The sequence below is a fragment of the Synechococcus sp. Minos11 genome (assembly GCF_014279855.1).
GTDB lineage: Bacteria > Cyanobacteriota > Cyanobacteriia > PCC-6307 > Cyanobiaceae > RCC307.
Map to the genome: position 1 here is coordinate 1,622,824 of NZ_CP047953.1, position 25,608 is coordinate 1,648,431.

Sequence of the window (25,608 nt, forward strand, 5' to 3'; positions counted from 1 at the left end):
GTCAATCCACCAACGAGAACATCAGCTCACCAGAGCAGACCAGCTCACCATCAACGGTGGCTTCAGCCCGCACCTTCCCAAAGCGCTGACGCTTGAGGCTGAGCAGTTCACAAGTAATGCGCAACTGATCGCCAGGCACAACCGGGCGGCGGAAACGAACTCCATCAATGCCAGCAAAAACAAACAAGCCCTTGGGCAGGTCAGGCATCTGAGTGACGATCAACCCGCCCACCTGGGCCATGGCTTCGACGATCAACACCCCAGGCATTAATGGCCGACCAGGGAAATGCCCCTGGAATTGAGGCTCATTCAAGGTGATGTTTTTAATCGCCACAGCCCGCTTTCCGGGCTCATGCTCCAAAACCCGGTCCACCAGAGCAAAGGGATACCGGTGCGGCAGCAGATTCATGATCTGCTCGCTGCTCATCAAGGGGGAGTGGGCCGTGGAGGAAGCAGACATTCAGGCAACGCTGGGGAGATCACCGCGGGATGTGACCGCAGCGAGAGGAGCAGAGCTGGCGGCCAAAGCAGCAGCCAACTGGGTATGGAGGTTATGGGACGCCCGAAACGCCATCACTTGGGCCAGGGGCAAGCCCACCAGAGCCAAATCACCAATCAAATCGAGAAGCTTGTGGCGCACAGGCTCATCGGTAAAGCGCAGAGGCGGGTTCACCCACTGATCGCCATCGCACACCAAGGCGTTATCTAAGGCGCCGCCTTGAATCAAACCAGCTTCCCTGAGCTGCTCCACCTGATCTTTGAAGCCAAAGGTGCGCGCGGGGGCAATCTCCCTCACAAACGACTCCGGGCTCAACACCAGGCTGAACAGTTGGCGGCCGATCGCAGGCTGCGGAAACTCAATAGCTGCTGAAAGCAGCAGCTGCTCAGAGGGCAATGCCTGCACAAAGCTGTTGCCGCGCTGACAGCTGATTGGGGCCGCCAAAGCCGGCAATGGCGCCCGAGGCCCTAGATCCTCCAAACCGGCTTCAGCAATCGCCTCTACCCAGGGCAATGCCGAACCATCCAGCAGAGGGATCTCATGGCCCTCAAGCCATATCTCCGCCTGGGTCAGCCCAACGCCAGCCAAGGCAGCCAGCAGGTGTTCCACCGTGGCCAAGGGGCGGCCGCCAATCTCCAGGGCCGTGCACAGGCGGGTGTCGCGCACTTGATCTGGCGCAAGCATCACAGGCTCTTGATCGGGTTGATCGAGGAAGCCAACCCAAAAGCCAGGCTTAGAACCAGGCTCCAGGCGCACCAGGCAGTCCTTACCCGAATGCAAGCCCACACCACGGCGCTCAACAGCTGCCGCCAGCGTGTAGGCACGGCTGTAGTCAGAAGCCCAGATCACGCTCAGAACTTAAAGCCCACACCCACGTTGAAGCGGTAGTCACCAGTCCAATCACGCGTCGCCACCTCCAAACGCAGCGGGCCCACTGGGGTGGTGAGGATCACACCAGTACCTACCGAGAAGCCCTGACCCGGCTTCAGCAGAAGCTCACCGGGCTTGCCTGGAACATCGCCTTGGGTGCCCAAGAGTGAACCTGCATCCACAAAAACCTCACCGCCAACAATCTTGAAGATCGGGAAGCGGTACTCAATGGTCGCTTCGACGTAGCTGGAACCAACACCGAGATCGCAGTTGTTAAAACCACGGACCGAGTTGTTACCACCAACGCAGAAGGCTTCATAGGGCGGGAGACTTCCAGTGCCAACCACGTTGCCTGCTGTGACCTGGAAGGCGAGGGCTTGCGGACAATCTTCCGCTTCTCCTTTCTTGGGCCGGCAGCCTTTGTAGAAGTTGATCCAATTCACCGGGATGAAATGGGTCGCACCGATGCGCTGACGGTTGTAGGTGGGTGAGTTCTCTCCAACGCTCACGTACTGCTCGGAGCTCATTGTCAAGAAGCTGCCAGAACGTGGATTTTTGTTGTCGTTGAGATTGTTGTACGACAGTGCTAATCGCGCCCCAACCAACTGGTTGGATTCCGCGCAGTTGTAAGCCAAACAAATGATGCTCTCAGTTGTCGCCGCTGTACGTCCTGTAAGGGTGTTTTTGATCCCTGTGTTCTTGAAGGGCGCAGCGCCGTAAGGGCGAAGCTCACCCAAACCATTCATCGGGGTGGCTTCTTGACCACTGATGCCTGCAATGAGGGTCCAAAGATTTTTCTTGTAGGGATCACCACCTCTGAATGGGCGGATGTACTGAACATTGCCACCAACGCGCTGAACGCGAACGAGATCACCCTCAGGGTTATAAAGATTGAAATCAGCACCGGTCAGCAACTTGCCATTGATAATGGCGATTGGAACTTGTTTGGCTCGTTTGATATTGGGCTCCCCAAGGTCATCAACATTCCAGACAAAGTCAGAAGGGTTACCAAAGGCGCGATTAACCGCCTGAGCATCAAGCAAGTTGGCTGCAGGTGGCTGGTAGAAACCCTTGAGAGTCCGGATGCTGCCATCTTCGGTGCTCTGGAACACCTGGGGAATTTCACGGCTCAAGAAGGCTTTCATCCGCAGGCCGCTGCGGTTGGGATCTCCCTTGAGCCAAGGAATGTTGAAACTGATATCAGCCAGGGCGCCGTACTGGCCGTAGGTTATGTTGGTGCCTACATCCCATGCATTGCCGAAGAGATTGCTCTCATTGAGCTGAATCTGACCAAACAAGCCCTGGCTTTGGCTATAGCCAATACCACCAGAGAGTGAGCCGGTGGACTGCTCAATAATTCCAAGAACAATCTGCACCTCACCAGGCTTGGCTGGAATCGGCTTCAGGGTGACTTTCACATCGGAAAACAGACCTGTGGCATAGAGGCGCTTGATATCGCCCTCGAGTTCGCGCCGGTTGAACAACTCACCAGGTCGCAGGGAAATCTCCCGATCAACAACCCACTCTTTGGTTTTGCCTTTGATGGGCTCACCTTTTTCGTTGGTGGCATCACCATTGGCATTAAGGAATTGGACCTTGATCCCTTCCACCACGCCTTCGCGCACGGAAAGCTCAACAACACCTTCAGGGCTAACGCGGGTGGGGCCTGTAATCCGGGCCAAGGAATAGCCCTCACGGGCATACCACTTCTGCAGCTCCTTAACGCGGCGCTCCAGCGTCTTGAGGTTCAAGGTGCGCCCGTAATCGGTGGCAAACACCTCGCTGATTTCAGAGGCAGGCAGCAAAGCCTCAGGGTTGTTGAGAACAACCTCGGTGAGCACAGGGTTGGGAGACACCGTTACGACCAGGCGCACCCCCAAGGGGCCATCACTGGGCTGAACGCGCACATCGCTAAACCAGCCAGTGGCATAGATCGCATCAAGATCCGCCTTAATGGCACTGCGGCTGGTGGTGGCACCAGGGCGAACTGTTAGGGAGTCATAAACGGCGCGCTCAAGTCGTTCGCGATCTGGGTGCCCTTCCAGGCCTTTGACCAATACTTCGCTGACCAGAACCTGTGGCTCAGACGCCGGTTGTGCCGGGGTGATACCTGGACGATCCACCTGCTCAGAAGACGGGGCGGGAGCCCCTTCTTGGGCTTGCACCGGCAAGCCAGTGCTTCCAACTGCAATAACAGGGCCCACCACACCGGCGGCCAATAGGCCTCCAAGCAGTTGGGTGCGAGAGGTACGGGTCAAGCCCTGGGCCATGGTGAGCGGCAGCATTCCGCGGCAGAGCCGCAAGCGGGCCGAACTTACCGGTATTGACGGGGCGCTGCCCCCAGGCCTTGGACCCGTTTGAGGACCTCCCCATAGGCCTCGACAACACCGCCGAGATCCTTACGGAAACGGTCTTTATCCAAAATCCGGGTCTCGGCATCCGCCACCCCGACATCCCAAAGCCGGCAGGTGTCTGGGCTGATCTCATCAGCCAACAGCAAGCGGCCATCGGTACTGCGGCCAAACTCCAACTTGAAATCCACCAGCTCCAGCTGCAGCGGCCCCATCAGCGTTTGCAAAGCAGCATTAACGGCCCTGGCCAGCCGCTCCAACTCACTGCGCTCAGAGGTGGAGAGCAGCTTCAGCAACGCAAGGCGAGCCTCGGTCAGCAGCGGGTCCCCGAGAGCGTCGTCTTTGTAATAGAGGTCCAGCAAGGCTGGCTCTAGGGGTGTCTCCGGCGCAATCGGGAGCTGACGGCACAGCGAGCCAGCAGCTCGATTGCGCAGCACCACCTCCACCGGAACGATCTCCACCTGCTGAACCACCATCCAGCCCGGCTCCAAGCAACCCAGGTAGTGGCTAGCAATTCCGTGCCCATCGAGGGCCTCAAACAAACGGGCTGAGATTTCCCAGTTCAGCAGGCCTTTACCAGCCAGCTGGGCTTTTTTTTGCGCATTGAACGCCGTGGCGTCGTCCTTGTATTGGACCGCCACAACGCCTGGGCGATCGGTTTTAAAGACCTTTTTGGCTTTGCCCTCATGGAGCAGGTCCTGAATCTGCAACGCCGTCATCGGCTTGAAGAAGGTGGCCCGAGATGGCCACCGCGCGACTGAGGCGACCGTAAACGCAGCTCAAGCCCGCGCAGTTGTTCCAGCAACAGCGGCTCAACAACTCCCGCTGGCAGCAATGAGGCCAGGCGAAAACGCAAGGCCTCCAGCTCAAGTGCGTCCTGGTTGGCAGCCGCAGCCTGTTGCTGCAGCTCAGCGGCCGAGTCCGCCGTCGGATTGCTGATAAAAAGCTCCCACTGCTCACTCAAGGCGATGGCCGCTTGCTCGGGCGGCGTGCTGACGGCGCGGGGCTGGAAACCAGTCGCAAGATCGCTCTGGAGCTTGGCCTCAACTGCCAAAATCTCAACAGGCAGACGTTGCAACTCCTGCTGGCGTGACCCCGACCAGATCAGGTCTTCCTGTTGATGCAATGCAGCCAGCGCCTGGAGGCCAGCGGCGGAGCGCCCAAACCGCGCCAACGCCCGCAGCGACTCCGAGCGTGAATCCAGCTCCTCTTCCAGCGCAAGCCACTCCGCACGGCGTTGGATTGCCTGAGGGCTTAAGACCTCTGCGGCCAAATCGGCGCTGAGCGCAGCCTGCAACCATTCACGCCGAGCCAGTCGCTGCACATGGCGACGGAACAGCTCTGTGCCCTCGGCGATCTCCGCATCACTGAGCCCCATTGTTTGCTGGGCTTGTCTGAGCTGAGAGGCCATCGAGGCGGCCTCAGCAGGCGGCAGTTGCCGCGGCAAGACACCAAAAACGGCCGGAGGCAAGCTCAGCACCTCTCCAGCAGCAGCTCGCTGGGCTTGCGCGAGCCGCGCCAAATCTTCAAAAAGCGCAGGCAGTCGATAGGTGACGGGGAAAGGCGCAAAGCCCAGCTGCCGGTCTTGCTCAGCCACCACTTGCTCCTGGCGCTGCAAGGCCAAAAGACGCTCCTGCTCCTGCTTGGCATCCCAGGTCTGTCTCTGGCTAGGAGGCAGAACGGGATCTTCAAGCAACGCGCGCTGCCGCCGGTACAAGGCCTGCAACCGGCGGACTGGGTTACCACCCGACTGCTGCATGGCCAGGGTCGTCACCCGATCCCTCAGCCAGGCCTTGCCCTGCACCCTCGTTTCGCGCTCCTGCAGCAGGAGTAGATCCATCAAGCGCTCCTGATGACCCAAGCGCTGGGCGACCTGCACGGCCAAATCCAACCGGCTTAAGCGGTCCTCTGGACTCTCTAGGGACGACGGTTCAAGACTGAGCAAGACATCAAGCAAAGCCCCACGGCGGCGCTCCAGAGGGTCACGGCGATCGAGCAGCTGCTGAGCCAGCGCTGGATCTGAGGTTTGATCTGCAATGGCCGACAGGACTGCAGCCCGCTCCCCCATGCCATCGGCCAAGCGGCGACTAAGGCGTAGACGCCGGGCATTGGTTTGCTCCGCGCCCTGAAGATCAGCCGCAGCCAATTGATAGCTGCGCTGATCATCCAAGAGGGCACCACTGAGTCCCCATGCGGAAGCCGAAGCCGCCGCATCAACAGCCGCTCCAGCAATCTCAGCGGCTTGCTCTGGCTCTCCTTCTGCAGCCAATAGCGTTGCCGCCCGTTGACGCCGCTGGGCCGTGAGCTGAGCGGTCTGACCCTCTTGCAGCAAGAGCTCAATCGCCGCTCGCTCTTGGCCCATGGCCTCGAGCTGGTCGGCTTGCACATCGAGTGCTGAACGCTGGATGGGGAGTTCACTCGGCGCCTGGGGCTCAGCGAGTGTGAGCAGCTGGGCATCGAGCACCTCCGCAGATCCCTGAGAAAGTCGCTCAAGAGCTAGGGCCGCCCGGCGCTGATCCAAACCATCCGATGCCGCTCGCCACTGCAGCAGCAACCACTCCTGCCGCTCAGGGCCCACATTCGGGCTGATGCGCTCAAGCACTTGCAGCGCAGCATCCGGCGCCTTGCAACGCAGCAGGGCTCTGGTGTCAGCGAAGACCACCGCAAGACTGCTGGTCTCTGTATTGAGCGTCAGAAGCGTCTGCCTGAGCTGCCTAAGGCGTTGATCCAAGCCAAGGGTGATCACCCGCTCACAGCCTTCAACCAGCTCCTGGCGGGTCCCTGTCTCAAGCAATTCCGTGAAGGCGTCTTCTGAGAGAGCACCTGGAGGCAAAGGCGCTGGTGCTAACGCCACCAACAAGGCCGAGAGCATTGCCGCGTTAGGAGGGAAGAGCACAACAACGCTGGAGGTGCGGCAAGTATGGCCGTGGAGCGCATTTTGGTCGTGGGCAATGGGGGGCGAGAGAACGCCCTGGCCTGGGCAATGGCTCGCAGCCCGCAGCAGCCGCAGGTGTGGATTAGCCCCGGCAATGGCGCCAGCGCCGCAATTCCTGGCTGCACCGTGCTGAACCATGCCGCCAGTGATGCTGCAGCGCTAGCGAGCTGTTGCCAAACCCTGGGCATCGACTTGGCCGTGATTGGCCCAGAAGCCCCCCTGGCCGCTGGCCTCGCCGATCAACTCAGAAGTGCTGGGATCGCTGTGTTTGGTCCGGGAGCCGATGGCGCCCAACTGGAAGCCAGCAAGGAATGGGCCAAAACCTTGATGCAGCAAGCCGGTGTTCCCACCGCAGGCTTCTGGGTGGCCACCAGCGCTGAGCAGGGCAAAGCCATCGCCCAAGAGCAGGGCAAAGCCTTGGTGGTCAAAGCCGATGGGCTAGCTGCCGGCAAAGGCGTCACGGTGGCCAGCAGCTTGGAAGAAACACTTGCCGGCATTGAGGAGTGCTTTTCCGGCCGCTTTGGTGATGCCGGCCAGCGGGTTGTGCTGGAGGAGTGCCTCCAGGGGCCAGAGGTCTCGGTCTTTGCCCTCTGTGATGGGGAGCGGCTGGTGCTACTGCCGCCGGCGCAGGATCACAAACGCATCGGCGAAGGCGACACGGGGCCGAACACCGGGGGCATGGGTGCCTACGCGCCAGCGCCACTATTTGATGAAGCGGGCTTGCAGCGGGTGCAAAAGAGCATCCTGGAGCCGGTGGTGCAGGCCCTGCGCCAACGGGGAATCGACTATCGCGGGGTGATCTATGCGGGGCTGATGCTCACCAGCTCTGGGCCGCAGGTGATCGAATTCAACTGCCGCTTTGGTGATCCGGAATGCCAAACGCTGATGCCCCTGCTTCAGGGCGACCTGGCCGAAGTGCTGTTGGCCTGCGCCAACGGACATCTTGATCAAGCACCTGCGCTCACCATCGCGCCCCTCTGCAGCGCCTGTGTGGTGGCTGCTGCGGCTGGTTATCCAGGCACACCGCAACTGGGTGACCCCATCTGCGATGAAGGTCCAGGCCTTGCGAGCAGCCAGGACTCCAGCCAGCTTTTTGCTGCAGGTGTGAAGGCCGATGCCAATGGCGAGCTGCAAACCAGCGGTGGCCGGGTGCTGGCGGCCGTCGCCCAAGGCCATGATTTTGATGAGGCCTTTGCCAGGGCCTACAAGCGCTTGGCTCAAGTGAAGTTTGCAGGCATGCAGCTGCGCCGCGACATCGGCCATCAGGTGCGGCGTCTTTAGGCTGAGAGCAACCAAACCGGTCACCTGAGCAACTCCGCCGCTACTGAAACGCTGCCGTGGTGGCGCCGGCTGCCAGCCCTCACCAGCGGCTGGTGGGCGGAGTTCAGCCTGCAGACCAAGTTGTTGGCCATCGCCACCTTGGTGGTCAGCATCGTGATGACGGGGCTGACCTTCTTTGCCCTCAACGGCATTCAGACCGAAGCCCGCATGGGGGATACCCGCTACGCCCGCGACCTGGGTCTGCTGCTGGCGAGCAACGTGACCCCATTGGCGGCTCAAGGCAATGACCGCGAGCTAGCCCGGGTCACCGAAGAGTTCTGGCGCAGCAGCCGCAGCCTTCGCTACATCTTTTATGCCGACCCCGAGGGAGTGATCTACCTCGGCATCCCGATCAGCAAGGTCGATAGCGGCAACGATCTACTGCTCAGCCGCCGGCTGGAACTGCCCTCTGATCTGCGTCAGAGGCCCCAAAACCCCCTGATCCGCCAGCACCTCACCCCCGATGGGTTAGTCACCGACGTGTTCGTGCCGATGGTCAACGGCAAGGACTACCTCGGTGTGATGGCCCTGGGCGTCAATCCCAACGAAGCGGTGCTGGCCACAGCAGCCCTCACCCGCAATGTGACGGTGGCGGTGTTCGTATCGATCTGGGTGCTGGTGATCTTGGGCGCTGTGTTTAACGCCCTCACCATCACGCGGCCCGTGAAAGAGCTGCTGCGCGGGGTGCGCTCGGTTGCTGATGGTGACTTTGGCGCGCGAATCGCTCTGCCGGTGGGCGGTGAGCTCGGTGAGCTGCTCAATGGTTTCAACACCATGGCCACCCAATTGGAGGCCTACGACGAAGCCAATATCGAGGAGCTCACCGCTGCCCAAGTGAAACAGCAGTCGCTGATTGCCACCATGGCCGATGGCGCCCTGCTGCTGGATCCGGAGGGGCAGGTGGTGCTGGTGAATCCAACAGCGCGGCGGCTGTTTCGCTGGGAGGGCCGCAAGCTGGAGGGCCAAGAGCTGCTCAGCCTGCTGCCCGACAGCCTCACGATGGAGCTGCAGGAGCCATTCGATGCGGTGCGCAGCCGTGAGCGGGACAGCGCTGAGGTGCGCTGCTCGATCAATGAACCCAACCGCACCTTGCGCTTGGTGCTGCAAGCGGTGCGCGATGGCAGCGGCGAAACCCTTAAAGGGATTGCTGTCACCGTTCAAGATCTAACGCGGGAGGTGGAGCTCAATGCGGCCCAGAGCCGTTTCATCAGCAACGTCTCCCATGAGCTGCGGACGCCGCTGTTCAACATCAAGAGCTACGTGGAAACCCTCCACGACATGGGCGACCAGCTTGATGAGGAGATGACCCGTGAGTTCCTGGCCACCGCCAATGCCGAAACCGATCGCCTCACCCGATTAGTTAATGACGTGCTCGATCTCTCCAGGTTGGAGTCCGATCGGGTCTGGAGCTTTGAGCCCACCGAGGTGGAAGCCGCGATGGAGCAAACCCTGCGCACCTACAAACTCAACGCGGATGACAAAGGTGTCAGCCTTGATTTGGCCGTGCCACCCTCATTGCCCCGCGTCCGCGGCAATTACGACCTCCTGCTGCAGGTATTCGACAACCTGGTGGGCAACGCCGTGAAGTTCAGCACCTCTGGCGACATGGTGCAGCTGCGGGCCTATCTATGGCCAGACACCTGCCCGATCAAAGCGGATGACGCCAGCTCCCCGCTGCCGCGTCTACGCGTAGAGGTGGCCGACAGCGGAACCGGCATCAGCGAAGAGGATTGCCGGCGGGTGTTTGAACGCTTCTACCGCGTTGAAAACGCTGTCCACACTGAAGCCGGAACCGGCCTCGGCCTCTCGATCGTGCGGGGCATCCTGCAGAAGCACGGCAGCGACATTTCAATGGTGAGCGAGCTGGGCGTGGGCACCACCTTCTGGTTCGATCTCCCCCTCGAGGGAGCCGATGAGGATGAGTTGATCGTCAACGCCGAACGCAAAGCGTTGGCGTTGAGCTGACCTAACCAGGCTCGCTGTCGACGCCGCGGACAATGCGGGCCAACTCGTTGCGCTCGTCGGTGGTGATGCGGTGGGGCACACCACTGATGATCCGCTCGAAGTTGGCAAAGGAATCTTTGATCTCTGGGCCATTGCCCGTGATCACAAATTCTCGGATGGCCTTGTCGTGCCAGGAGCCACGCATCTTGAACACGTTCAGCGCCCGCGACATCTCACCGCGAATCTCCACGTACTGCAGCAGCAGGATCGTGTCGGTGATGGTGGAGATGTGGGAGTCAGTGATCGAGTGGCTCCCCATGAACTCCTCGGAGGTGTTCGTGAAGAAGCCGGCGATCTCCTCCTGCTTGGCATAACCCGTCACACCAATCACAAACTGGCGGAAGGCGTTGTGGCTAACGCCCCGTGCCAAGGCCGAGAGGGAATCGATCGCCATGCGTGATGGCTTGAACTGGCTGATCTCGGTCTTGATGATTTGAAGGTGATCCTCCAAACCAGTGGATTCGGGGTAGGCGCAGATGATCTTGAGCAGTCCATCGGACTCCATCTGCTCGAAGTCGATGCCCCAGCTGGTGGCATTGCGCAGCAGCTGCGAACGGGACTCTTCGTAGGCAAACAGGATGGCCCGCTCTTTGTTGCGGCAAGCGTCCTCCAGGAACTTGCTCACCAACAGCGTCTTGCCGGTGCCCGTCGCGCCGGTGGCCAGGATGATCGAATCCTTGAAGAAGCCACCGCCACACATCTCATCGAGCCGCGGCACACCCGAGCTGAGCCGCACATTCGAGGAGCTCTGGGTCAGTTGCATCGCCCCCAGCGGGAAGATGCTGATGCCATGCAAGCCCATGGTGAAGGGGAATTCCCCCTTCATGTGCGTGGTGCCGCGCAGCTTGAGAATTTCGCAGGTGCGGCGGCGGCGTTCACCCTCCAGCACGTTGCGCAGGATCACCACGTTGTCGGAGACAAACTCCTCAACCCCGTAGCGAGCGATCGGGCCGTATTCGTCGATGCGTTCGGTCGTCATCACCGTGGTGACGCCGATCTCCTTGAGCCGAGCAATCAGGCGGAAAATCTCCCGCCGCACCACGGACACCGCGTCGTACTGCTGAAAGACAGCGGTGATCGAATCAATGGCCACCCGCTTGGCTTTGTACTTACGGATGGCGTAATTGATGCGCTCAATCAGGCCTGAGAGATCGAAATTACCGGCAACATCCTGGCCTTCAGGGTCAGGGGAGGCATCAAGAATGAAGAGCTTGTCGTTCTCCACCATCGACTGCAGATCCCAGCCAAAGCTGGCCGCGTTGCGCAGGATATCGAGGGGCGATTCCTCAAAGGTGACAAAAATCCCGGGCTCATCAAAGTGCTGGATTCCGTTGTAGAGGAAATGCAGCGAAAAGACGGTTTTGCCCGTACCGGAGGTCCCACTGATCAGGGTGGAGCGCCCAATCGGCAGGCCGCCCTTGCAGACGTCATCAAAGCCCTCGATGCCAGTTGGCAACTTCTGGACCTGCGACAGACGCATCTCAGGGGACGGATCAGGCATCGATGGAGAGGTCATAGCCCCAGGCTATTCAGAAAAATCGTCAAGGACCTGAGCATTGGAATCATCACTGAGTTCCTCATACAAAAGATCCAGTCCAATCAGCACCCGCTCACGGTCAGACAGGTCACCAATGATCCGTCGCACCGGAGGCGGCAGGATCTTGGCCAGGGTGGGTGTAGCCAGAATCTTGTCCTCCTCAGCCAGCTGAGGTTGCTTGAGCACATCAATCACCTTGAGCGCATAGACGCCAAGGAATTCGGTCTCAAGAATGTTCCGCAGGGTCTTCAGTGCACGCATGGAATTGGGCGTGTTGCCCGCCACGTACAGCTTGAGGATGTAGGTCTTGCGAGGGCTCATGAGGGGGACTCCTCCTGTTGGGCAACGGCCGAACCAGCCGAGGCGCGAGCACCGGCGCCAACGCTCTCTGGCGGGATCGAGCGCCGATACATCTCACACAAGTGAGCCATCACATCCAGCAGGGCGAGGCGGCAGTCCTGCAGGAAATCGCTCTTGTGTCCCTCTAGGGCCAGCTGCTTAGACCAGCCATCGATCAACTTCATATGGATCTCCACCGCACGAGTAATAGCCAAATCACAGAAGAACGCCGTATTCACAAAGCTTTCAATGGCTTGGTTCGCCGCCGGTGGGTCGCGGAAATAGCTGAGCAGCACATCGCGGTAGCTGCGCTCGAGCGACGCCAGCAGTTCACTGCGCTCATCAGCTGGAAGGTTGCGCAGGAACAGGCGGGGATCGCGTTTGTAGAAGACCCCTAAAAAGCCAATGCGCTCCTCAAGCCGTTGGGAGAGCCGCCACTGATCACTGCCCTGGGGCAACTCAGTCGGTGAGGGGCTTCGTCCTTTGGCCTGGCTGCGCTCGAGAAAGCGCAACACCGCAGCATCAAGGTTGTAGGGCAGCTGCTCGAGCTGATCAGCCTGCAAATGCACCTCGGCGTCGTGGTAATCCACCTCGCCGGTGACATCTCCGAGCACCACGGCTGGCAGCAACATGCCTTGGGTTCTCAGCTGATCCAGCCCATGGCGATCAAGGGCTCCCTGCTCGATCAGCACCCCATCAAGATCTTCCCAACGTTCTTGCAGCGCATCAAACAAAGACTCTGGATTGAGCGGGATAACCTCCAGCCGAAAACGGTCCGCCTCACGCAACCACTGACGGCAAGACTTCAAGAGCAACTCATTGCGAACCAGGGCGCCGATTACCAGTTCCGTCACCGCCATCGTTCAGCGCTGGAACAGCCTCACGTTGCCTCAACAGTCTTGACGGAAGGAAAAGCAACCAGGCAGGATCATTGTTTGTCTTTCGATTGGTGGTGCGCCAGGCCCAAAGACCTCTCCGGTCTGCCTGCCCACGCCAACTGACGCCATGAGCGAAACCCCCAGCAAGGCCAAGGCCAGCAAGCCCGCAGAGAGCAAGGCCCAGGCCTCTGACTCCAGCGGAGCAAATCAGTACGCCATCGTTGAAGCGTCCGGCCAGCAGTTCTGGCTGCAGCCCAACCGTTACTACGACTTCGATCGCCTCGAGGGAGAGGTCGGCGACAAGGTCAGCTTGAAAGAGGTGCTTCTGGTCAGCGGCAAAGCAGGCGCCAGCTTGGGCCAGCCCTACGTCAAAGACGCAGTGGTCAACCTCAAGGTTCTGGCCCATCGACGCGGCCCTAAGGTGATTGTGTACAAGATGCAGAAGAAGAAAAAGACGCGCCGCAAGAACGGTCACCGTCAGGAATTGACCCGCGTCATGGTCGAGTCCATCACGGTTGGCGGTAAGCCGCTGAGCTAATCCGGCCCCGAATTGTCTGCACGTCCACTCCGCTAACTCTCCACCTCATGGCTCATAAGAAAGGCACAGGCTCAACCCGTAACGGCCGCGATTCCAATGCCAAGCGTCTTGGCGTCAAGCGCTATGGCGGTGAAAAAGTGACCGCCGGATCCATCCTCATCCGCCAGCGCGGCACCTCGGTTCTCCCTGGCGTGAACGTTGGTCAGGGCAAAGACGACACCCTGTTTGCCCTAGTGGATGGCGTGGTCAACTTTGAAACCATTCGCCGCGCCACCCGCGAGCGCAAGCGCGTTTGCGTCACTCCCCTCTGAGGCGAGAGCGGCGTAACTGCCCAATCACAATCCAGATGCCCAGCAGCGTGACGCCGGTCAAGGCGAGGTTCACGGTGCTGGGTTCTGTTGTGATCTCATGCAGCTCCAGCGGCAGTGAGGAGAGCAGCACGGCCAGCAGCAGCCATTCGCCCCAACGCTTCCCCAGCCAGGTGGCAACCGCGGCAATAGCAATCAACACGCCATAGACACTGGTGACCAGTGCGGTCAGCAGCAGGGTCATTTGGCCTTCTTGCAAGCCACGTCCCACCACAGCGGCCAGCAGAGCATGGTCGTTATCGGTGCACTCCTGCAGCAATTCCGGCAGTTGGTCGTAGCGGTAGCTGCCCACCAACGCCAGCACAGCCACGGTGAGCAGCAGCGCGGCCACCACGAGCTTCTTGATGATGATCAACCGCAGCAGCATCAGCGCAGGGTGTAGGTGCGAGCCGTGATCAGGTGCGGGTGAAAGCGCTCCAAGAACAGATCTTGCAGTGTGCTGAAGAAGGCCTTCACCATCTCCGGATCATCGAAGTGGAAGGGATATTCGCCTTGAAATCCTTTGAAGAAATACCAATTCAGCAGGGCCACCCCAGTTGAGGGGGTGAGGCGCTCAGCAAAGCAACGCAGCTGCGCTGCTGGATCAGCCAGATGCTCCAGCACATCCAGGCACACCAAGCTGTCAAAGCGCTGGGGCAACACCGCTGAATTCAAATCCCGCAAGCAGCTGAGTTTGTGGCCCAAGCCCAGCTGCTGGGCGCGGTGCTCCACAAAGGCGCGGTTGTGGCCGTTGAGATCCACCATCCAGACCTGCTCCACCTGGGGCAGTTGCGCCGCAGCCAAGGCGTGGGTGCCAATGCCACCGCCGAAATCCAGGTGCAGTCCATGGGCCATCTCGCCCTGGACGCGCAAGGTGTCGCCGATGTAATCGCGGCTGCTCAAATGCCAAGCCGCCAATTCATAGAGGTGGCCGTCACCCACCTCATCTTCGTAAAACTGCTCAGCCTGTTCCGGAGCCAGGGCACCGGGATGGGCGGCTGCCAGCGCTTCAGTGCTGTGGGGCAGGCGCTCATCAAGTTGCTCAGCGCTGAGCTGCAGAAAGCTGGCCAACTGCTGCCGCAAAGCGAAGCCATCGCGGCCAAACGCCGCAATCACTTCAGCCTGCGCAGATGTCATGGACGTTGCCGTTCGTGAGCCTTCAACTTTGGCAAATGGCAGCATCACCCCAGTGATTGCCCTGCCCGCTGTGACCGGCCCCCTGTGCGGCTTTTTGGTGATCGACAAGCCGGCCGGCTGCACATCCCATGACTGCGTCTCGAAGGCCAGGCGAGCCCTGGGCACCCGCAAGGTGGGCCATGGCGGCACCCTCGATCCAGCCGTCACCGGCGTGTTGCCCTTGGCGGTAGGGCCTGCAACGCGGCTGCTGCCTTACCTCGATGGCGGCAAGGAATACCTCGGCACCATCCAGCTGGGCCTACGCACCAACAGTGACGACCTCAGTGGGGAGGTGCTGGAGCAACAAGACTGGCCGAGCTTGAGCCAAGCAGAGCTCGACAGGCAGCTGCAGCCCTTCCGCGGCCTGATCCAACAACGGCCGCCAGCGGTGAGTGCGGTGCATGTCGATGGCGAACGGGCCCACACCCGGGCCCGGCGCGGCGAACAGCTGCTGCTGGCCAGCCGAGCGGTGAAGATCGAGCAACTCGATTTAATGCGCTGGGATCCCAGCACGGGCCAACTGGACATCAAGCTGCGCTGCTCGGCGGGCACCTATGTGCGCTCACTGGCCCGAGACCTAGGCGATCAGCTGGGCTGCGGCGGCGCCTTAGCCCAGCTGCGGCGAACCGCTGCCTTGGGCTTCACGCTGGAGGCCAGCCTGCCGCTGGAGGCCCTGGGCCCAGAGACCGCGCTTAGCAATCCGCTCACAGCCCTGGCGCACCTGCCTCAGCAACGGCTCAGTGAGGAGCAGTGGCTGGCTTGGACCCGCGGCCAGCGCTTGCCACTGGAGGGCCCAGAGCAGCCCGAGGAGAGCGCCTTGGTGATGCTGCGGCCCGATGGCAGCCTGGCGGGCATGGCCCGCACCCGAAGCGATGGGTTGCTGCAGCCGAAACTGGTGTTCGACGCCGCCGGATGATCACTCAGCCCATGGCCCTTGGATCCAGGCTGCTGCTGGCGGTGTTGGTGCTGCTGAGCGGCTGTCAGCTGGAAAGCTTCGCTGAGCGCCAGGCGCGGCAACGGGCGGGCTATCTCGGCGAAGCCGCCAGCAGCCAGGAGCCCTTGGTTTGGACGAGCCGCCGTTCTCCAGATGCTGATGGGGCCATTGCCAGCTTGCTGGCAGCGCACCTCTATGGCGGCCAAGCCCGCATCAGCGGGGAGCCCACAGCCCAAACACAAGCGATCTTGCAACGCTGCGAGCAAAGCGCTCCCCAACGAACCAGCGGGCTCAACGGCAGCACCATCGGCCTGGTGGGCGCCAATCAAGGCAACGGCTGGGATGCTGCGATCGCAGCGAACCACCTGGTGGCGGTCGTTGATCACCGCGCCCCAGGGACCGGCAACCTGAGCCTGCCGCAAGCGCAGCGCATCGACATACGCCCTTGGGGAGCGACGACAACAATCCTTGAGCAGCAGGCCCAAAGCTTGGGCGTGGTGCTGCCCAAACCCTTGGCCTGCGCCGCTCTCGGGGCGATCGTGACGCAAACCCAGGGATTGCAGTCCGCCAGCACCACACCCCAGGACCGCCAAAGCGCCGCGCGGCTAGCGCGCCGCGCCGGCATCCAGCAGGCTCAACTGCTCACCAGCTTTGATCTGCAGGAGCGCTGAACTGCCATGGCCGGCCACAGCAAATGGTCACAAATCAAGCGCACCAAAGCCGTTGTGGATGCCAAGCGAGGCGCGGTGTTCACCCGGCTGGGGCGCGAGATCAGCGTGGCAGCCAGGGCTGGCGCCGACCCAGATGGCAATTTCCAACTGCGTACCGCCATCAACAAAGCCAAAGCAGCAGGCGTTCCGGCGGCCAATATCGAGCGCGCCATCGCCAAAGGCTGCGGAGCTGGCGGTGATGGCAGCCAAGCCTTTGAGGAGATCCGCTACGAGGGCTACGGCCCTGGCGGGGTGGCCGTGTTGGTGGAGGTGCTCAGCGACAACCGCAACCGCACGGCGGCAGAACTGCGGCTGGCCTTCAGCAAAAACGGCGGCAACCTCGGCGAGAGCGGCTGTGTTGGCTTTTTGTTCAGTCACCGCAGCGAGGTGTCGCTGAATGCAACCAGCGCAGAAGGCATTGATGAAGACGCGCTGCTGGAAGACCTTCTCGAGCTGGAGGCCGACGGCTATGAACTCACCGCAGAAGGAGCCCTGGTGCATGGTCCCTTCACCGCGCTGGAGATCCTTCAAGACGGCCTGCGCCAGCGGGGCTGGAGCGTGCAGGACTGGGGCCACCAGTGGCATCCGCTCAACAGCATAGACCTGCACCAGAGCGATCAAGCTCGCCAGTGCCTGCAGCTGCTGGAGGCCCTCGAGGCTCTCGATGACGTGCGCAGCGTCAGCTGCAATCTGGGGGAGTTCCCCGAGCTGGAGAACGAGCGTTCTTAGGGGCTGAGCAAACCGCGGCAGAAGCGATCAGCCGCCGCCACCGCCTGCTGCCAGTTCTGCGCTTCGCTCACCCCAGAGCTCTTACGCGGCTTGAAGCTGTGGTCCCCATCGGGAAGCCACTGCAGGCTGATCGATGCTGAAAGCTCATAGCCCTCCACTTCATTCCGGTGGCCAAAGCCATCGCGCTCGCCTTGAAGGATCAAGGTGGGCGTTGTGAGCTCGCGCAGATGCTCGGTGCGCAGCTGATCAGGCTTGCCCAAGGGATGAAAGGGATAGCCCAAACAGATCCCGCCCAGCACCTGCAGCTCATCAAGCAACAAGCTCGCCACCCGGCCGCCCATCGACTTGCCCCCGATGATCACCGGGCCCTGGGCTGCCTCCAGCGCCACCTGCTGCCGAAAGACCTCTTGCAATTTCGGCAGGCGATCCGGCGCTGCTTTGCGGCCACTCAATCGCTGCCGGGCCATATAGGCGAATTCAAAGCGCACCACGCGCCAGCCCTGATCCGCCAAGCCCGAGGCCATGGCCGCCATGAAGGGGCTATCCATCGGCGCTCCAGCGCCGTGGGCCAACAGCACCGTGGCCGGCGCCGTCTGCGGCCCATCAACCAGCCGGGGGGGTTCGAAATCAGCCATGGCCTGAACGTAATCTCACCGCATCCCTTACCGGCCCCCATGCGCACCACGCCAATCAAACTGGCCCCTGGCGATGACCTGCGCCTGCGCCTAGAGCAGCTGGCGCGCGAGGAGCAGGCCTCCGGTTTTGTGCTGGGTGTGGTGGGCAACCTCTCCAGGGCCGCTTTCCAATGCCCCGGGCCTCCGGAACCCACGGTGATGGAAGGGGATCTGGAAATCATCACCCTCAACGGCACGGTGAGCCCCACCGGGGTGCACCTGCACCTGAGCCTCTCGGATGGGGCCTGCCACGTGTGGGGAGGGCACCTGGAGCCCGGCACCTTGGTGCTCAAGGGAGCCGATGTGTTGGTGGGCTGGAGTGAGAGCGCCAGCCCTGCAGCCGCAGCTTCAGAGGTTGCGCCCAGCCAGCCAGCGCGGGTGGAGGTGGCCGTGCTGCCCAGCTGCCCCTGGTCGCGCCGTGCCGTGCGGCTGCTGCGCACCCTGCAGATCCCCCATGAGGTGGTCAGCGTGGAAGACGACGACACCGCCAAGGGCTTCATGGAGCGCAGCGGCATGCGCAGCTTTCCGCAGGTGTTCGTCGATGGCGACGCCATTGGCGGCTACGACGCCCTCAGCGAGTGGCACAGCCAGGGGCGTTTGGCCTCCCTGCGCTGAACTCAAGCCGGCGGGCCATAGCCGCCACCACCGGGGGTCAACACCTCCAGCGCCTCACCTGCCGCCAGCTCCAGTTGCGCGCAACCGCCGAGCTCCTCAACGCTCCCATCGATGCGCCAGCGGCGGTTGAGTCCTGCTGCTGCAGCTCCACCTCCCGCCAAGCCAAAGGGGGCAATCCGGCGTGAGCCACTGAGCAGCGACACCGTCATCGGCTCGAGGAACCGCAGCCGCCGCTCTAGGCCGCGGCCACCAGGCCACTGGCCGGCCCCACCGCTATTCGGCCGCAGCGCAAATCGCTCTAAACGCACAGGGAAGCGCTCTTCGAGCACCTCAGGGTCGGTGAGCCGGGAATTGGTCATATGGCTTTGGATGCCATCGGCTCCAGCAAAGCCTGCGCCAGCTCCAGTGCCGCCGGCGATCGTTTCGTAGTACTGGCGGCTGGAATCGCCAAAGCTGAGATTGTTCATCGTGCCTTGGGCTGCCGCCATCACGCCCATGGCCCCAAACAGCAAGTTGCAGAGGGCCTGAGAGGTTTCCACATTGCCGGCCACTACCGCAGCCGGCGGCTCGGGATTGAGCAAGCACCCCTTGGGAACCACCAGATCCAAGGGCTCAAAACAGCCAGCATTGAGCGGAATCGGCTCAGGAACCAAGGCGCGAAAGGCGTAGAGCACCGCCGCCTTGGTGACCGCCAAGGGCGCATGGAAGTTATGGCTGCCCTGCACGGAGGTGCCGCTGAAATCAAGCCTGGCGCGGCCTGCTGAGCGGTCCACGCTGATGGCCAGCTGCAAGCGCGCGCCGTTGTCGAGCTCCACATCAAACTGACGGTCCTCCAGGGTGAAGAGCACGCGCCGAACCGCGGCTGCCGCATTGCTTTGCACAAAGCCCATGTAGCGCTGTACCAGCTCCACGCCGCTGGTGGCCATCAAGGCTTCCAGCTGCTGCAGGCCCAGCTGATTGGCTGCCACCTGGGCCTGCAAATCGGCCAACAGCAGCTCAGGGGAGCGGGGCGGTTGCGGCTCTTGGGCCAGCCGCTGCTGCCAGGCCTCAAGCTGCAAACGGCCCTCTCGCACCAACGGCCACTGCCTCAAACGCAGCCCCTCATCAGCAATGGTTTGGCTGAAGGGCGGCATCGAACCAGGGGTTGTACCACCCACATCCACGTGATGACCGCGGCACGCCACAAACGCCACCGGCTCCGCCTGGCCGGCAAAGACCGGGGTGATGGCCGTGATGTCGGGCAGATGGGTGCCGCCATGGAACGGGTCATTGCTGAGCAGGGTTTCTCCGCTCTGCAGGGCTGGACGCACCCCGGCCTGCACCTGGCTGAGCAGATCAGCCACCACCTCGCCCATGGAGCCCAGATGCACCGGGATGTGGGGCGCATTGGCGACCAGGGCGCCATGGCGATCAAACAGGGCGCAGGAAAAATCAAGCCGCTCGCGGATGTTCACCGAGCGGCTGGTGAGCCGTAAGCGCTCCCCCATGCACTCGGCAATGGCCATAAAGCGATGGTGAAACAGTCCCAGCTCCACCGGATCAGCGCTGGCTGGGTCAACAGCTTGCGGCTTGGGCGCCGCAACCGAGGCCTGCTGGTCCAGCAGCAGATTGCCAAGGCCATCGACGGCAGCCGTCCAGCCGGGCTCCAGCACCGTGCAACCAGTGGCTTCCGGAATCAGCGCTGGCCCCACCAGGCTCTGGCCGGGATGCAGGCTGGCGCGGGGCACCACCGGCACGGGCTGCCAACCCAGTCCGGGGATATGCACCGGCGCGGTGGCTGGTGCTGGTGGCCATGTTTCCAGGGCTGGTGCCGTCCAGCTGGTGGTGGCTTCCCTTGGCTTGGGCAGCGGCCACTCGGCCTCAAGGCGTTCCACCACCAACCGCGTTCCAGCAGCAGGGCGATAGCCAAAGCGATGCTGATGGGCCTCAGCAAAGGCCAGCTCCAGCTCAGCGGGGCCCGCACCCACTGGCCAGGGCAGCAGCAAGCCCTGCTCATGGGCTTGATCACGCAATTCCAAACGGCGCTGGGGGCCGTCAGCAGCCTCCTGCTGGACCAGCCATTGCTGCAAGTGCTGCAGCAACTCAAGGCTGAGCGGTTCACGCACGGCGCGCTGCCGCCAGCGGCGCTCTTGGGCCTGGCCAATGCCCCAAGCCGAGAGCACCCCAGCGAGGGGATGCAGCAGCACCCGCCCCAGCCCCAGGGATTCAGCCAAGCGGCAGGCCAGCTGGCCGCCAGCACCGCCATAGGCCACCAGCACCCCACCGCGAATGTCGTGGCCGCAGAACAGCGACACCTGTTCAATCGCCGCAGCCATGGTCTCAACGGCCAGATCAAGCGCGCCATGGGCCAAGGCCTCAACGCTTTGCCCCAGCGGTGCGGCCAGCTCTGCAAAGCGCTGCTGCACCACCGCCAGATCGGGCGGCTGATCACCTTGGGAGCCAAACACCGCTGGGAAATGGGCCACCTGCAAGCGACCCAACAGCAGATGGGCATCGGTGAGGCAGAGCGGCCCGCCCCGGCGGTAACAGGCAGGTCCTGGATCAGCGCCGGCTGAGCGCGGCCCCACCTGCAGGCGCTGCTCGTCTGTGCTGAGGATCGAGCCCCCACCGGCGGCAACGGTGTGAATCGGAAGCCGCGGGGCGAGCAGCGTCAGCCCAGCAATCTCGGTCTGGGGACTGCGCTCCAAGGCCTCAAGGCCCACACCGGCTGGAATGCAAAAAACATCGGTGGAGGTACCGCCCATGTCGAACCCCACCAGGGCCCCAGCGGCCACACCGGCCTGTTGCGCTGCCGCGGCAGCACCCACCATCCCGCCCGCAGGGCCAGAGAGGATCGTGTCTTTGGCCAGCAAGGTCGAAGGGTCCAGCAGCGCTCCGCTGGATCCCATCACCCGCAACGCGGTGGCCTCCCCCAAATCACCACGCACCTGAGCCAAATAGGTGTGCAAGACGCGAGACACCGCCGCTTCCACCAAGGCCGTCTGGCCGCGGGGCACCAGCCGCGGCAGGGGGCACGCCTGATGGGAGCAGACCACCGTTTCAAAGCCCAGCTCCCGGGCCAAGCGCTGCAAGGCCAACTCATGGCAGGGGTTGCGGTAGGCGTGCATCAAGGCGATCGCGCAGCTGCGCAGCCCGGCAGCTCGCGACTGCTGCAACTGCTGGCGCAGGCGGCCATCCAGCCGCAAGGGAGCGATTTCCTCGCCCCGCGCATCCAACCGGCCAGCCACCTCCACAACGGCTTGCTCAAGACCAGTTGGCCGCTGGATCTGCAAGGCAAACAACTCCGGCCGGTGCTGATCACCAATGCGCAACACATCAGCCAAGCCCTCGTTGGTAATCAGCAGCACCCCATCGCCGGCCTGCTCCAGCAGGGCATTGGTGGCCACGGTGGTGCCGAGGCGTAGCTCTTCGATGCAGCCTGCGGGAATCGCCGCCCCAGGTGGCAGATCCAAGAGGCCGCGAATGGCGCTCACCGCTGGATCACCGGTCTGCTCAGGCTGCACCGAGAGCACCTTGCGCACCTGCAGGCGCCCCTGGGGGTCACGGCCCACCACATCGGTGAAGGTGCCGCCGCGATCAACCCAAAACTGCCAGGCCATCAGCCCATAGCGGCCCGATCCACCCAAAGCCAGACGCGCCCGTGCTGCCGCAACCAACTGGCTGGCAACTGCTCGCTGGGGCCTTCGTTGAGCAGCTTCTGCAGGATTGCGGCCTTGCCGCTGCCGGTGACCACCAGATGGATCTCTGTGGCCTCAAGGATCTCCTTGAGCCCAAGGGTGATGGCGGACTGGGGAACTTTCTGCGGGTCGCCACCAAACAGGCCAGCGTTCTGCGCCCGCGTGGCCACAGAGAGCTGCACCACCCGGCAGCCCACCTCGGCGCCGCAGGGGGGCTCGTTGAACCCCACATGGCCATTGCTGCCCAATCCCAGCAACTGCACCCCAACACCACCAGCGGCAGCCAGGCGCTGTTGGTAGGCCAGTGCCACAACCTGAGGATCGGCCGCAGCCGCTTCCGGCAGACAGAGCTGCCCAGGACCCAAGCCAAGGGGCTGACCCAAATGCTTCTGCATGTAGGCGCCGTAGCCGGAGGGGTCGCCGGCCTTTAAGCCGACATAGTCGTCGAGATTGAAACTGAGCCACTGGCGGCGCAATTGCTGCAGCTGCGGCTGGGGCCAGCGCTGCAGACGCGCCACCAAGGCGCCGTAGAGCGGTTCCATCGTGCGGCCCGTGGCCAGGCCCAAAGGCCGCGGACTGGGCTCAGAGAGGCGCTGCTGAAGGCACTGCTCCAGATGCTGGCTGCAGGCCTGCATCAACGCCGCGGGCTCATCGCGCTGCACCAGCTGGAAAGGGAATGCCGTCACGGCTGCGGGGGTGGTTTGGGCCAGGCGCTGGGTGCCTGATAGAGGTCCAGCTTGGCTCCGGGGTAGTAGTGCCTCAAGATCGCGGCATAGCCCTTGCCTTGAAGGCTGAGGCCATAGGCGCCCCACTGGCTCATGCCAACGCCGTGGCCAAAGCCGCGGCCTTTGGCGATGAGTTGGGGTTGGGGCCCAGGCGCGGGGTTGAGCCAATCCTCGGAGTCCCCAAACGGACCACTGTTGGGCTCAGGGGGGTCAAAGCGCACGTAGGTGCTTTTCAATTTGAGGCGGCGGCGCAACTCGCGCGCCGGCAACTCGATCTCTCCGCCGGGCCCGCGCACCACAACACGCTTAAGGCGTCCGGTGCTGGTGCGCTGCACAGCCTCAATCTGTTCGGCGCCGCCGGTTTCGCTGAAGGCCTCAAGCAACTGCTCAGCGTCCAGGGGCTTGCTCCAGCGATACACCGGGCTGATCTGATCAAAATCCGGCACGCTCTTGAGATAGGGCAGTTGGTTGCGCCAGATCTCGCCACTGTTTTCGGTGCGGCCACCGCTGCTGCTGTGGAACACCGCTTCAATCAACCGGCTGCCATGGCTGAGCACCTGGGCCCGGGTGCTGGCCACAGCGCTGCGGGTGCTGGGGGTCTCGGATTCCAAGCCGAGGTACACCTGGCTGCGCTGGGTGGAATCCAGGTCGTAATCCGCCCCAGGCCGAAGTTGCCGCAGGGCATAAGTGCGTGCTGCGACCGACTGCACGCGCAGGGCCTCAGCAGGCCATTGGTGGGGCATCTCAGCTCCCACCACGCTGGGGAGATAGCTCTCCACACCCAGACGATTGATGGCCTGCAAGCGCCCCTCTTTGAGCTGCACCAGCAACGCACCGCGGTAACGCCGCTGTTGCAGCCAGAAGCTGCCGTTGGGCTGCTCAGGCAGCAGCCACAACAGCTGGGGCTCGCCCGCAACACCGGCAATGCGGCCGCGAGAGGCCCGCAAGGTGAGGCCTTCATCGCGCTGACCCAACAGCCTGCCGTGGCCATCGCGCAGGGTGAGGCTGCTGCCGGCAACGGGAACAACCCTTAAGGCGGCTGCTTGGGCCAACAACACCCGCACCTGGGGCTCTTGGGCGGAGCGGGCCGCCCCAGGCCAGAGCAGCAGGAGCAGCCCCATGAGGCTGCCAAAGGTCCAACGCAGGTTCATTGAGCTTTGCCGTGGCACCATCAAAGCTGGGGCAGCCAACCAGCGCCATTGCAGGTCACTTTTCTCGGCACCAGTTCCGGAGTCCCGAGCCGCAGCCGCAATGTCTCTGCGGTGGCTCTGCGTCTGCCGCAGCGCGCCGACCTGTGGCTGTTCGACTGCGGCGAAGCCACCCAACACCAATTCCTGCGCAGCGAGCTGCGTGTCTCCCAGCTGAGGCGCATCTTCATCACCCACATGCATGGAGACCATGTCTTCGGCTTGCCAGGCTTGCTGGCCAGCCTGGGCATGGCGGGAACCTGTGATGGGGTCGACCTTTATGGCCCCGAACCCCTGGAGGCCTTTGTGCTGAGTGCCCTGCAGCACTCCGCCACTCGGATTGGCTATCCCCTGCGCTTTCACCCGGTGGAATCAGCGGCCAACAGCGGCGAACCCCTGCTCATCGATGGGGAGTTCAGCGTCTGCTGCGCACCGCTCAAACACCGGGTGCCTGCCTTTGGCTATCGCGTGCAGCAAAGCGAGCGCCCAGGCCGCTTTGACATTGCCAAGGCCAAAGCGATGCGGCTGCCGCCAGGGCCAGAGTTTGCGCGCCTCAAAGCCGGAGAAACCGTCACCTTTGCCGACGGGCGGCGCATCGATGGCCGCGAGCTCTGCGGGCCCAGGCAGCCGGGATGCTCCGTTGTGTATTGCACCGACACGGTGTTCAGCGAGCGCGCTGTGGCCTTGGCCCAAGGGGCTGATCTGCTCATCCACGAAGCCACCTTTTCCCATCGCGATGCCGCGATGGCCTATCAACGCCAGCACTCCACCAGCACCATGGCGGCGCAGACCGCAGCGGAAGCAGGCGTACAGCAACTGGCCCTCACGCACCTGAGCCCGCGCTACGTGCCTGGGGCGACCGAAAGCCCGGATGATTTGTTGCAGGAAGCCAAGGCGATCTTTCCCAACACCGTGCTGGCCAAGGACTTCCTCTGCATCGAAGTGAGCACCACGGCCTGCAACAGTCTGTGAGTGGCATGACGATTCAGCCCCGGAGCAGTGCCTGCGCGTGATACAAGGGCTCAGGAGACTGTCTCTTTTGCCCCACTCCATGCGCACCGTTCTTCAGGGTCTACGGCGTCTCGGCGCTCTGCTGCTCCTGCCCATCGCCTTGCTGCTCTTGGCCCCAGCGGCCCATGCCGTGCAGTGGGACGCAGAAACTCTGACTGTTCCGGCGGATGCCAGCGGCAGCACGGTGACCTTCACCGAGTCCGAGATCAAAGCCGGGCGCAAGGTGTTCAACAACAGTTGCGGCGAATGCCACGCCGGTGGCATCACCAAGACCAACCAGAACGTGGGACTTGATCCCGAGACTCTGGCCCTGGCTACCCCGCCTCGGGACTCCGTGGATGCCCTGGTGGATTACATGAAAGATCCCACCTCCTATGACGGTGAGATCTCGATCGCTGAATTCCACCCCAGCATGCGCAGCGCCGACGTGTTTGTAAAAATGCGCGATCTCAACGATGAAGACCTGCGCCGCATGGCCGGTTACATCCTGACGTCCCCGAAAGCGCAGGGAACCCAGTGGGGCGGCGGCAAGATCTACTTCTGATTCAGCCC

Annotated in this window: 24 protein-coding genes; 10 read left to right on the top strand and 14 right to left on the bottom strand. The window is 62.6% G+C overall.

All coding sequences use genetic code 11. The features are described 5' to 3' along the window. Position 1: 1 nt before the first annotated feature. The 5 genes from fabZ to SynMINOS11_RS09190 are packed head-to-tail and all read right to left on the bottom strand — an operon-like array spanning position 2 to position 6,616. On the bottom strand, positions 2 to 460 hold the full coding sequence (gene fabZ, locus SynMINOS11_RS09170) for a 3-hydroxyacyl-ACP dehydratase FabZ (protein WP_186548089.1): 459 nt from the start codon (positions 458 to 460) through the stop codon (positions 2 to 4). After that, on the bottom strand, positions 461 to 1,348 hold the full coding sequence (gene lpxC / locus SynMINOS11_RS09175) for a UDP-3-O-acyl-N-acetylglucosamine deacetylase (RefSeq protein WP_186548091.1): 888 nt from the start codon (positions 1,346 to 1,348) through the stop codon (positions 461 to 463). 2 nt (positions 1,349 to 1,350) lie between these two features. Further along, positions 1,351 to 3,654 carry a BamA/TamA family outer membrane protein gene (locus SynMINOS11_RS09180; protein WP_186548093.1) on the bottom strand — a complete coding sequence of 768 codons (2,304 nt, stop codon included), beginning with the start codon at positions 3,652 to 3,654 and terminating at the stop codon, positions 1,351 to 1,353. Positions 3,655 to 3,683: 29 nt separating this feature from the next. After that, a complete protein-coding gene (purC, locus tag SynMINOS11_RS09185; RefSeq protein WP_186548095.1) occupies positions 3,684 to 4,439 on the bottom strand; it encodes a phosphoribosylaminoimidazolesuccinocarboxamide synthase in 756 nt (251 codons plus the stop codon). Then, positions 4,436 to 6,616 carry a hypothetical protein gene (locus tag SynMINOS11_RS09190; protein ID WP_186548097.1) on the bottom strand — a complete coding sequence of 727 codons (2,181 nt, stop codon included), beginning with the start codon at positions 6,614 to 6,616 and terminating at the stop codon, positions 4,436 to 4,438. Before SynMINOS11_RS09190 ends, purC begins: the two co-directional genes overlap by 4 nt. A 24-nt stretch (positions 6,617 to 6,640) precedes the next feature. Here SynMINOS11_RS09190 and purD point away from each other — a divergent pair, with 24 nt between their 5' ends. Both purD and SynMINOS11_RS09200 read left to right on the top strand, forming a co-directional pair. Continuing rightward, entirely contained in the window at positions 6,641 to 7,936 is a 1,296-nt protein-coding gene (gene purD, locus SynMINOS11_RS09195) for a phosphoribosylamine--glycine ligase (protein ID WP_186548099.1), read from the top strand. Positions 7,937 to 7,987: 51 nt separating this feature from the next. Further along, positions 7,988 to 9,940, top strand: a complete 1,953-nt coding sequence (locus tag SynMINOS11_RS09200) for a HAMP domain-containing sensor histidine kinase (protein ID WP_370586201.1) — start codon at positions 7,988 to 7,990, stop codon at positions 9,938 to 9,940. 1 nt (position 9,941) lies between these two features. Here the strand turns inward: SynMINOS11_RS09200 and kaiC are convergent, their stop codons facing one another. From kaiC to SynMINOS11_RS09215, 3 genes are read right to left on the bottom strand one after another with little or no spacing between them, the layout of a single operon-like run. Continuing rightward, positions 9,942 to 11,480, bottom strand: a complete 1,539-nt coding sequence (kaiC, locus tag SynMINOS11_RS09205) for a circadian clock protein KaiC (RefSeq protein WP_043737180.1) — start codon at positions 11,478 to 11,480, stop codon at positions 9,942 to 9,944. A gap of 24 nt (positions 11,481 to 11,504) precedes the next feature. After that, entirely contained in the window at positions 11,505 to 11,837 is a 333-nt protein-coding gene (kaiB, locus tag SynMINOS11_RS09210; protein WP_011936241.1) for a circadian clock protein KaiB, read from the bottom strand. Next, a complete protein-coding gene (locus SynMINOS11_RS09215) occupies positions 11,834 to 12,715 on the bottom strand; it encodes a circadian clock protein KaiA (protein WP_186548101.1) in 882 nt (293 codons plus the stop codon). The genes kaiB and SynMINOS11_RS09215 overlap by 4 nt, the downstream gene beginning before the upstream one ends. A gap of 145 nt (positions 12,716 to 12,860) precedes the next feature. Here SynMINOS11_RS09215 and rplU point away from each other — a divergent pair, with 145 nt between their 5' ends. Together rplU and rpmA are read left to right on the top strand one after the other, a co-directional pair. After that, positions 12,861 to 13,271: a 50S ribosomal protein L21 gene (rplU, locus tag SynMINOS11_RS09220; protein ID WP_011936243.1), complete on the top strand. Its 411-nt coding sequence runs from the start codon at positions 12,861 to 12,863 to the stop codon at positions 13,269 to 13,271. A 47-nt stretch (positions 13,272 to 13,318) separates the two neighbouring features. Further along, positions 13,319 to 13,582 (top strand): 50S ribosomal protein L27, encoded by a 264-nt coding sequence (rpmA, locus tag SynMINOS11_RS09225; protein ID WP_011936244.1) that lies wholly within the window; start codon positions 13,319 to 13,321, stop codon positions 13,580 to 13,582. Here the strand turns inward: rpmA and SynMINOS11_RS09230 are convergent. Beyond that, complete coding sequence (locus SynMINOS11_RS09230) at positions 13,569 to 14,006, bottom strand: DUF2127 domain-containing protein (RefSeq protein ID WP_011936245.1); 438 nt, start codon at positions 14,004 to 14,006, stop codon at positions 13,569 to 13,571. The two genes, rpmA and SynMINOS11_RS09230, sit on opposite strands and share 14 nt — an antisense overlap. After that, positions 14,006 to 14,755, bottom strand: a complete 750-nt coding sequence (locus SynMINOS11_RS09235) for a class I SAM-dependent methyltransferase (protein ID WP_186548103.1) — start codon at positions 14,753 to 14,755, stop codon at positions 14,006 to 14,008. Before SynMINOS11_RS09235 ends, SynMINOS11_RS09230 begins: the two co-directional genes overlap by 1 nt. Between SynMINOS11_RS09235 and truB the strand changes: the two genes are divergently transcribed. The 3 genes from truB to SynMINOS11_RS09250 are packed head-to-tail and all read left to right on the top strand — an operon-like array spanning position 14,754 to position 17,167. Beyond that, the gene (truB, locus tag SynMINOS11_RS09240) at positions 14,754 to 15,710 is read left to right on the top strand and encodes a tRNA pseudouridine(55) synthase TruB (RefSeq protein ID WP_255445372.1); all 957 of its coding nucleotides are present in this window, start codon (positions 14,754 to 14,756) and stop codon (positions 15,708 to 15,710) included. The genes SynMINOS11_RS09235 and truB overlap by 2 nt on opposite strands. Continuing rightward, positions 15,707 to 16,399, top strand: coding sequence for a hypothetical protein (locus SynMINOS11_RS09245; RefSeq protein WP_186548104.1), 693 nt, complete (start codon positions 15,707 to 15,709; stop codon positions 16,397 to 16,399). The genes truB and SynMINOS11_RS09245 overlap by 4 nt, the downstream gene beginning before the upstream one ends. 6 nt (positions 16,400 to 16,405) lie before the next feature. Further along, a complete protein-coding gene (locus SynMINOS11_RS09250; protein ID WP_186548106.1) occupies positions 16,406 to 17,167 on the top strand; it encodes a YebC/PmpR family DNA-binding transcriptional regulator in 762 nt (253 codons plus the stop codon). On the opposite strand, the gene SynMINOS11_RS09255 is transcribed toward SynMINOS11_RS09250, so the two are convergent. After that, positions 17,164 to 17,802, bottom strand: coding sequence for an alpha/beta family hydrolase (locus SynMINOS11_RS09255; RefSeq protein ID WP_011936250.1), 639 nt, complete (start codon positions 17,800 to 17,802; stop codon positions 17,164 to 17,166). The two genes, SynMINOS11_RS09250 and SynMINOS11_RS09255, sit on opposite strands and share 4 nt — an antisense overlap. Positions 17,803 to 17,841: 39 nt before the next feature. On the opposite strand from SynMINOS11_RS09255, the gene SynMINOS11_RS09260 reads away from it, so the two are divergent. Next, positions 17,842 to 18,456, top strand: coding sequence for a PCC domain-containing protein (locus SynMINOS11_RS09260; RefSeq protein ID WP_186548108.1), 615 nt, complete (start codon positions 17,842 to 17,844; stop codon positions 18,454 to 18,456). A gap of 2 nt (positions 18,457 to 18,458) precedes the next feature. On the opposite strand, the gene SynMINOS11_RS09265 is transcribed toward SynMINOS11_RS09260, so the two are convergent. The 3 genes from SynMINOS11_RS09265 to SynMINOS11_RS09275 are packed head-to-tail and all read right to left on the bottom strand — an operon-like array spanning position 18,459 to position 24,009. Further along, on the bottom strand, positions 18,459 to 22,055 hold the full coding sequence (locus SynMINOS11_RS09265) for a hydantoinase B/oxoprolinase family protein (RefSeq protein ID WP_186548110.1): 3,597 nt from the start codon (positions 22,053 to 22,055) through the stop codon (positions 18,459 to 18,461). Next, on the bottom strand, positions 22,055 to 22,819 hold the full coding sequence (locus tag SynMINOS11_RS09270; protein WP_255445373.1) for a glucosamine-6-phosphate deaminase: 765 nt from the start codon (positions 22,817 to 22,819) through the stop codon (positions 22,055 to 22,057). The genes SynMINOS11_RS09265 and SynMINOS11_RS09270 overlap by 1 nt, the downstream gene beginning before the upstream one ends. Continuing rightward, positions 22,816 to 24,009 carry a SpoIID/LytB domain-containing protein gene (locus SynMINOS11_RS09275; protein WP_255445374.1) on the bottom strand — a complete coding sequence of 398 codons (1,194 nt, stop codon included), beginning with the start codon at positions 24,007 to 24,009 and terminating at the stop codon, positions 22,816 to 22,818. The genes SynMINOS11_RS09270 and SynMINOS11_RS09275 overlap by 4 nt, the downstream gene beginning before the upstream one ends. A 48-nt stretch (positions 24,010 to 24,057) precedes the next feature. On the opposite strand from SynMINOS11_RS09275, the gene rnz reads away from it, so the two are divergent. Then, positions 24,058 to 25,017: a ribonuclease Z gene (rnz, locus tag SynMINOS11_RS09280; protein WP_186548112.1), complete on the top strand. Its 960-nt coding sequence runs from the start codon at positions 24,058 to 24,060 to the stop codon at positions 25,015 to 25,017. A 79-nt stretch (positions 25,018 to 25,096) separates the two neighbouring features. Further along, positions 25,097 to 25,600 (top strand): photosystem II cytochrome c-550, encoded by a 504-nt coding sequence (psbV, locus tag SynMINOS11_RS09285; RefSeq protein WP_043737196.1) that lies wholly within the window; start codon positions 25,097 to 25,099, stop codon positions 25,598 to 25,600. The last annotated feature ends 8 nt before the right edge of the window (positions 25,601 to 25,608 follow it).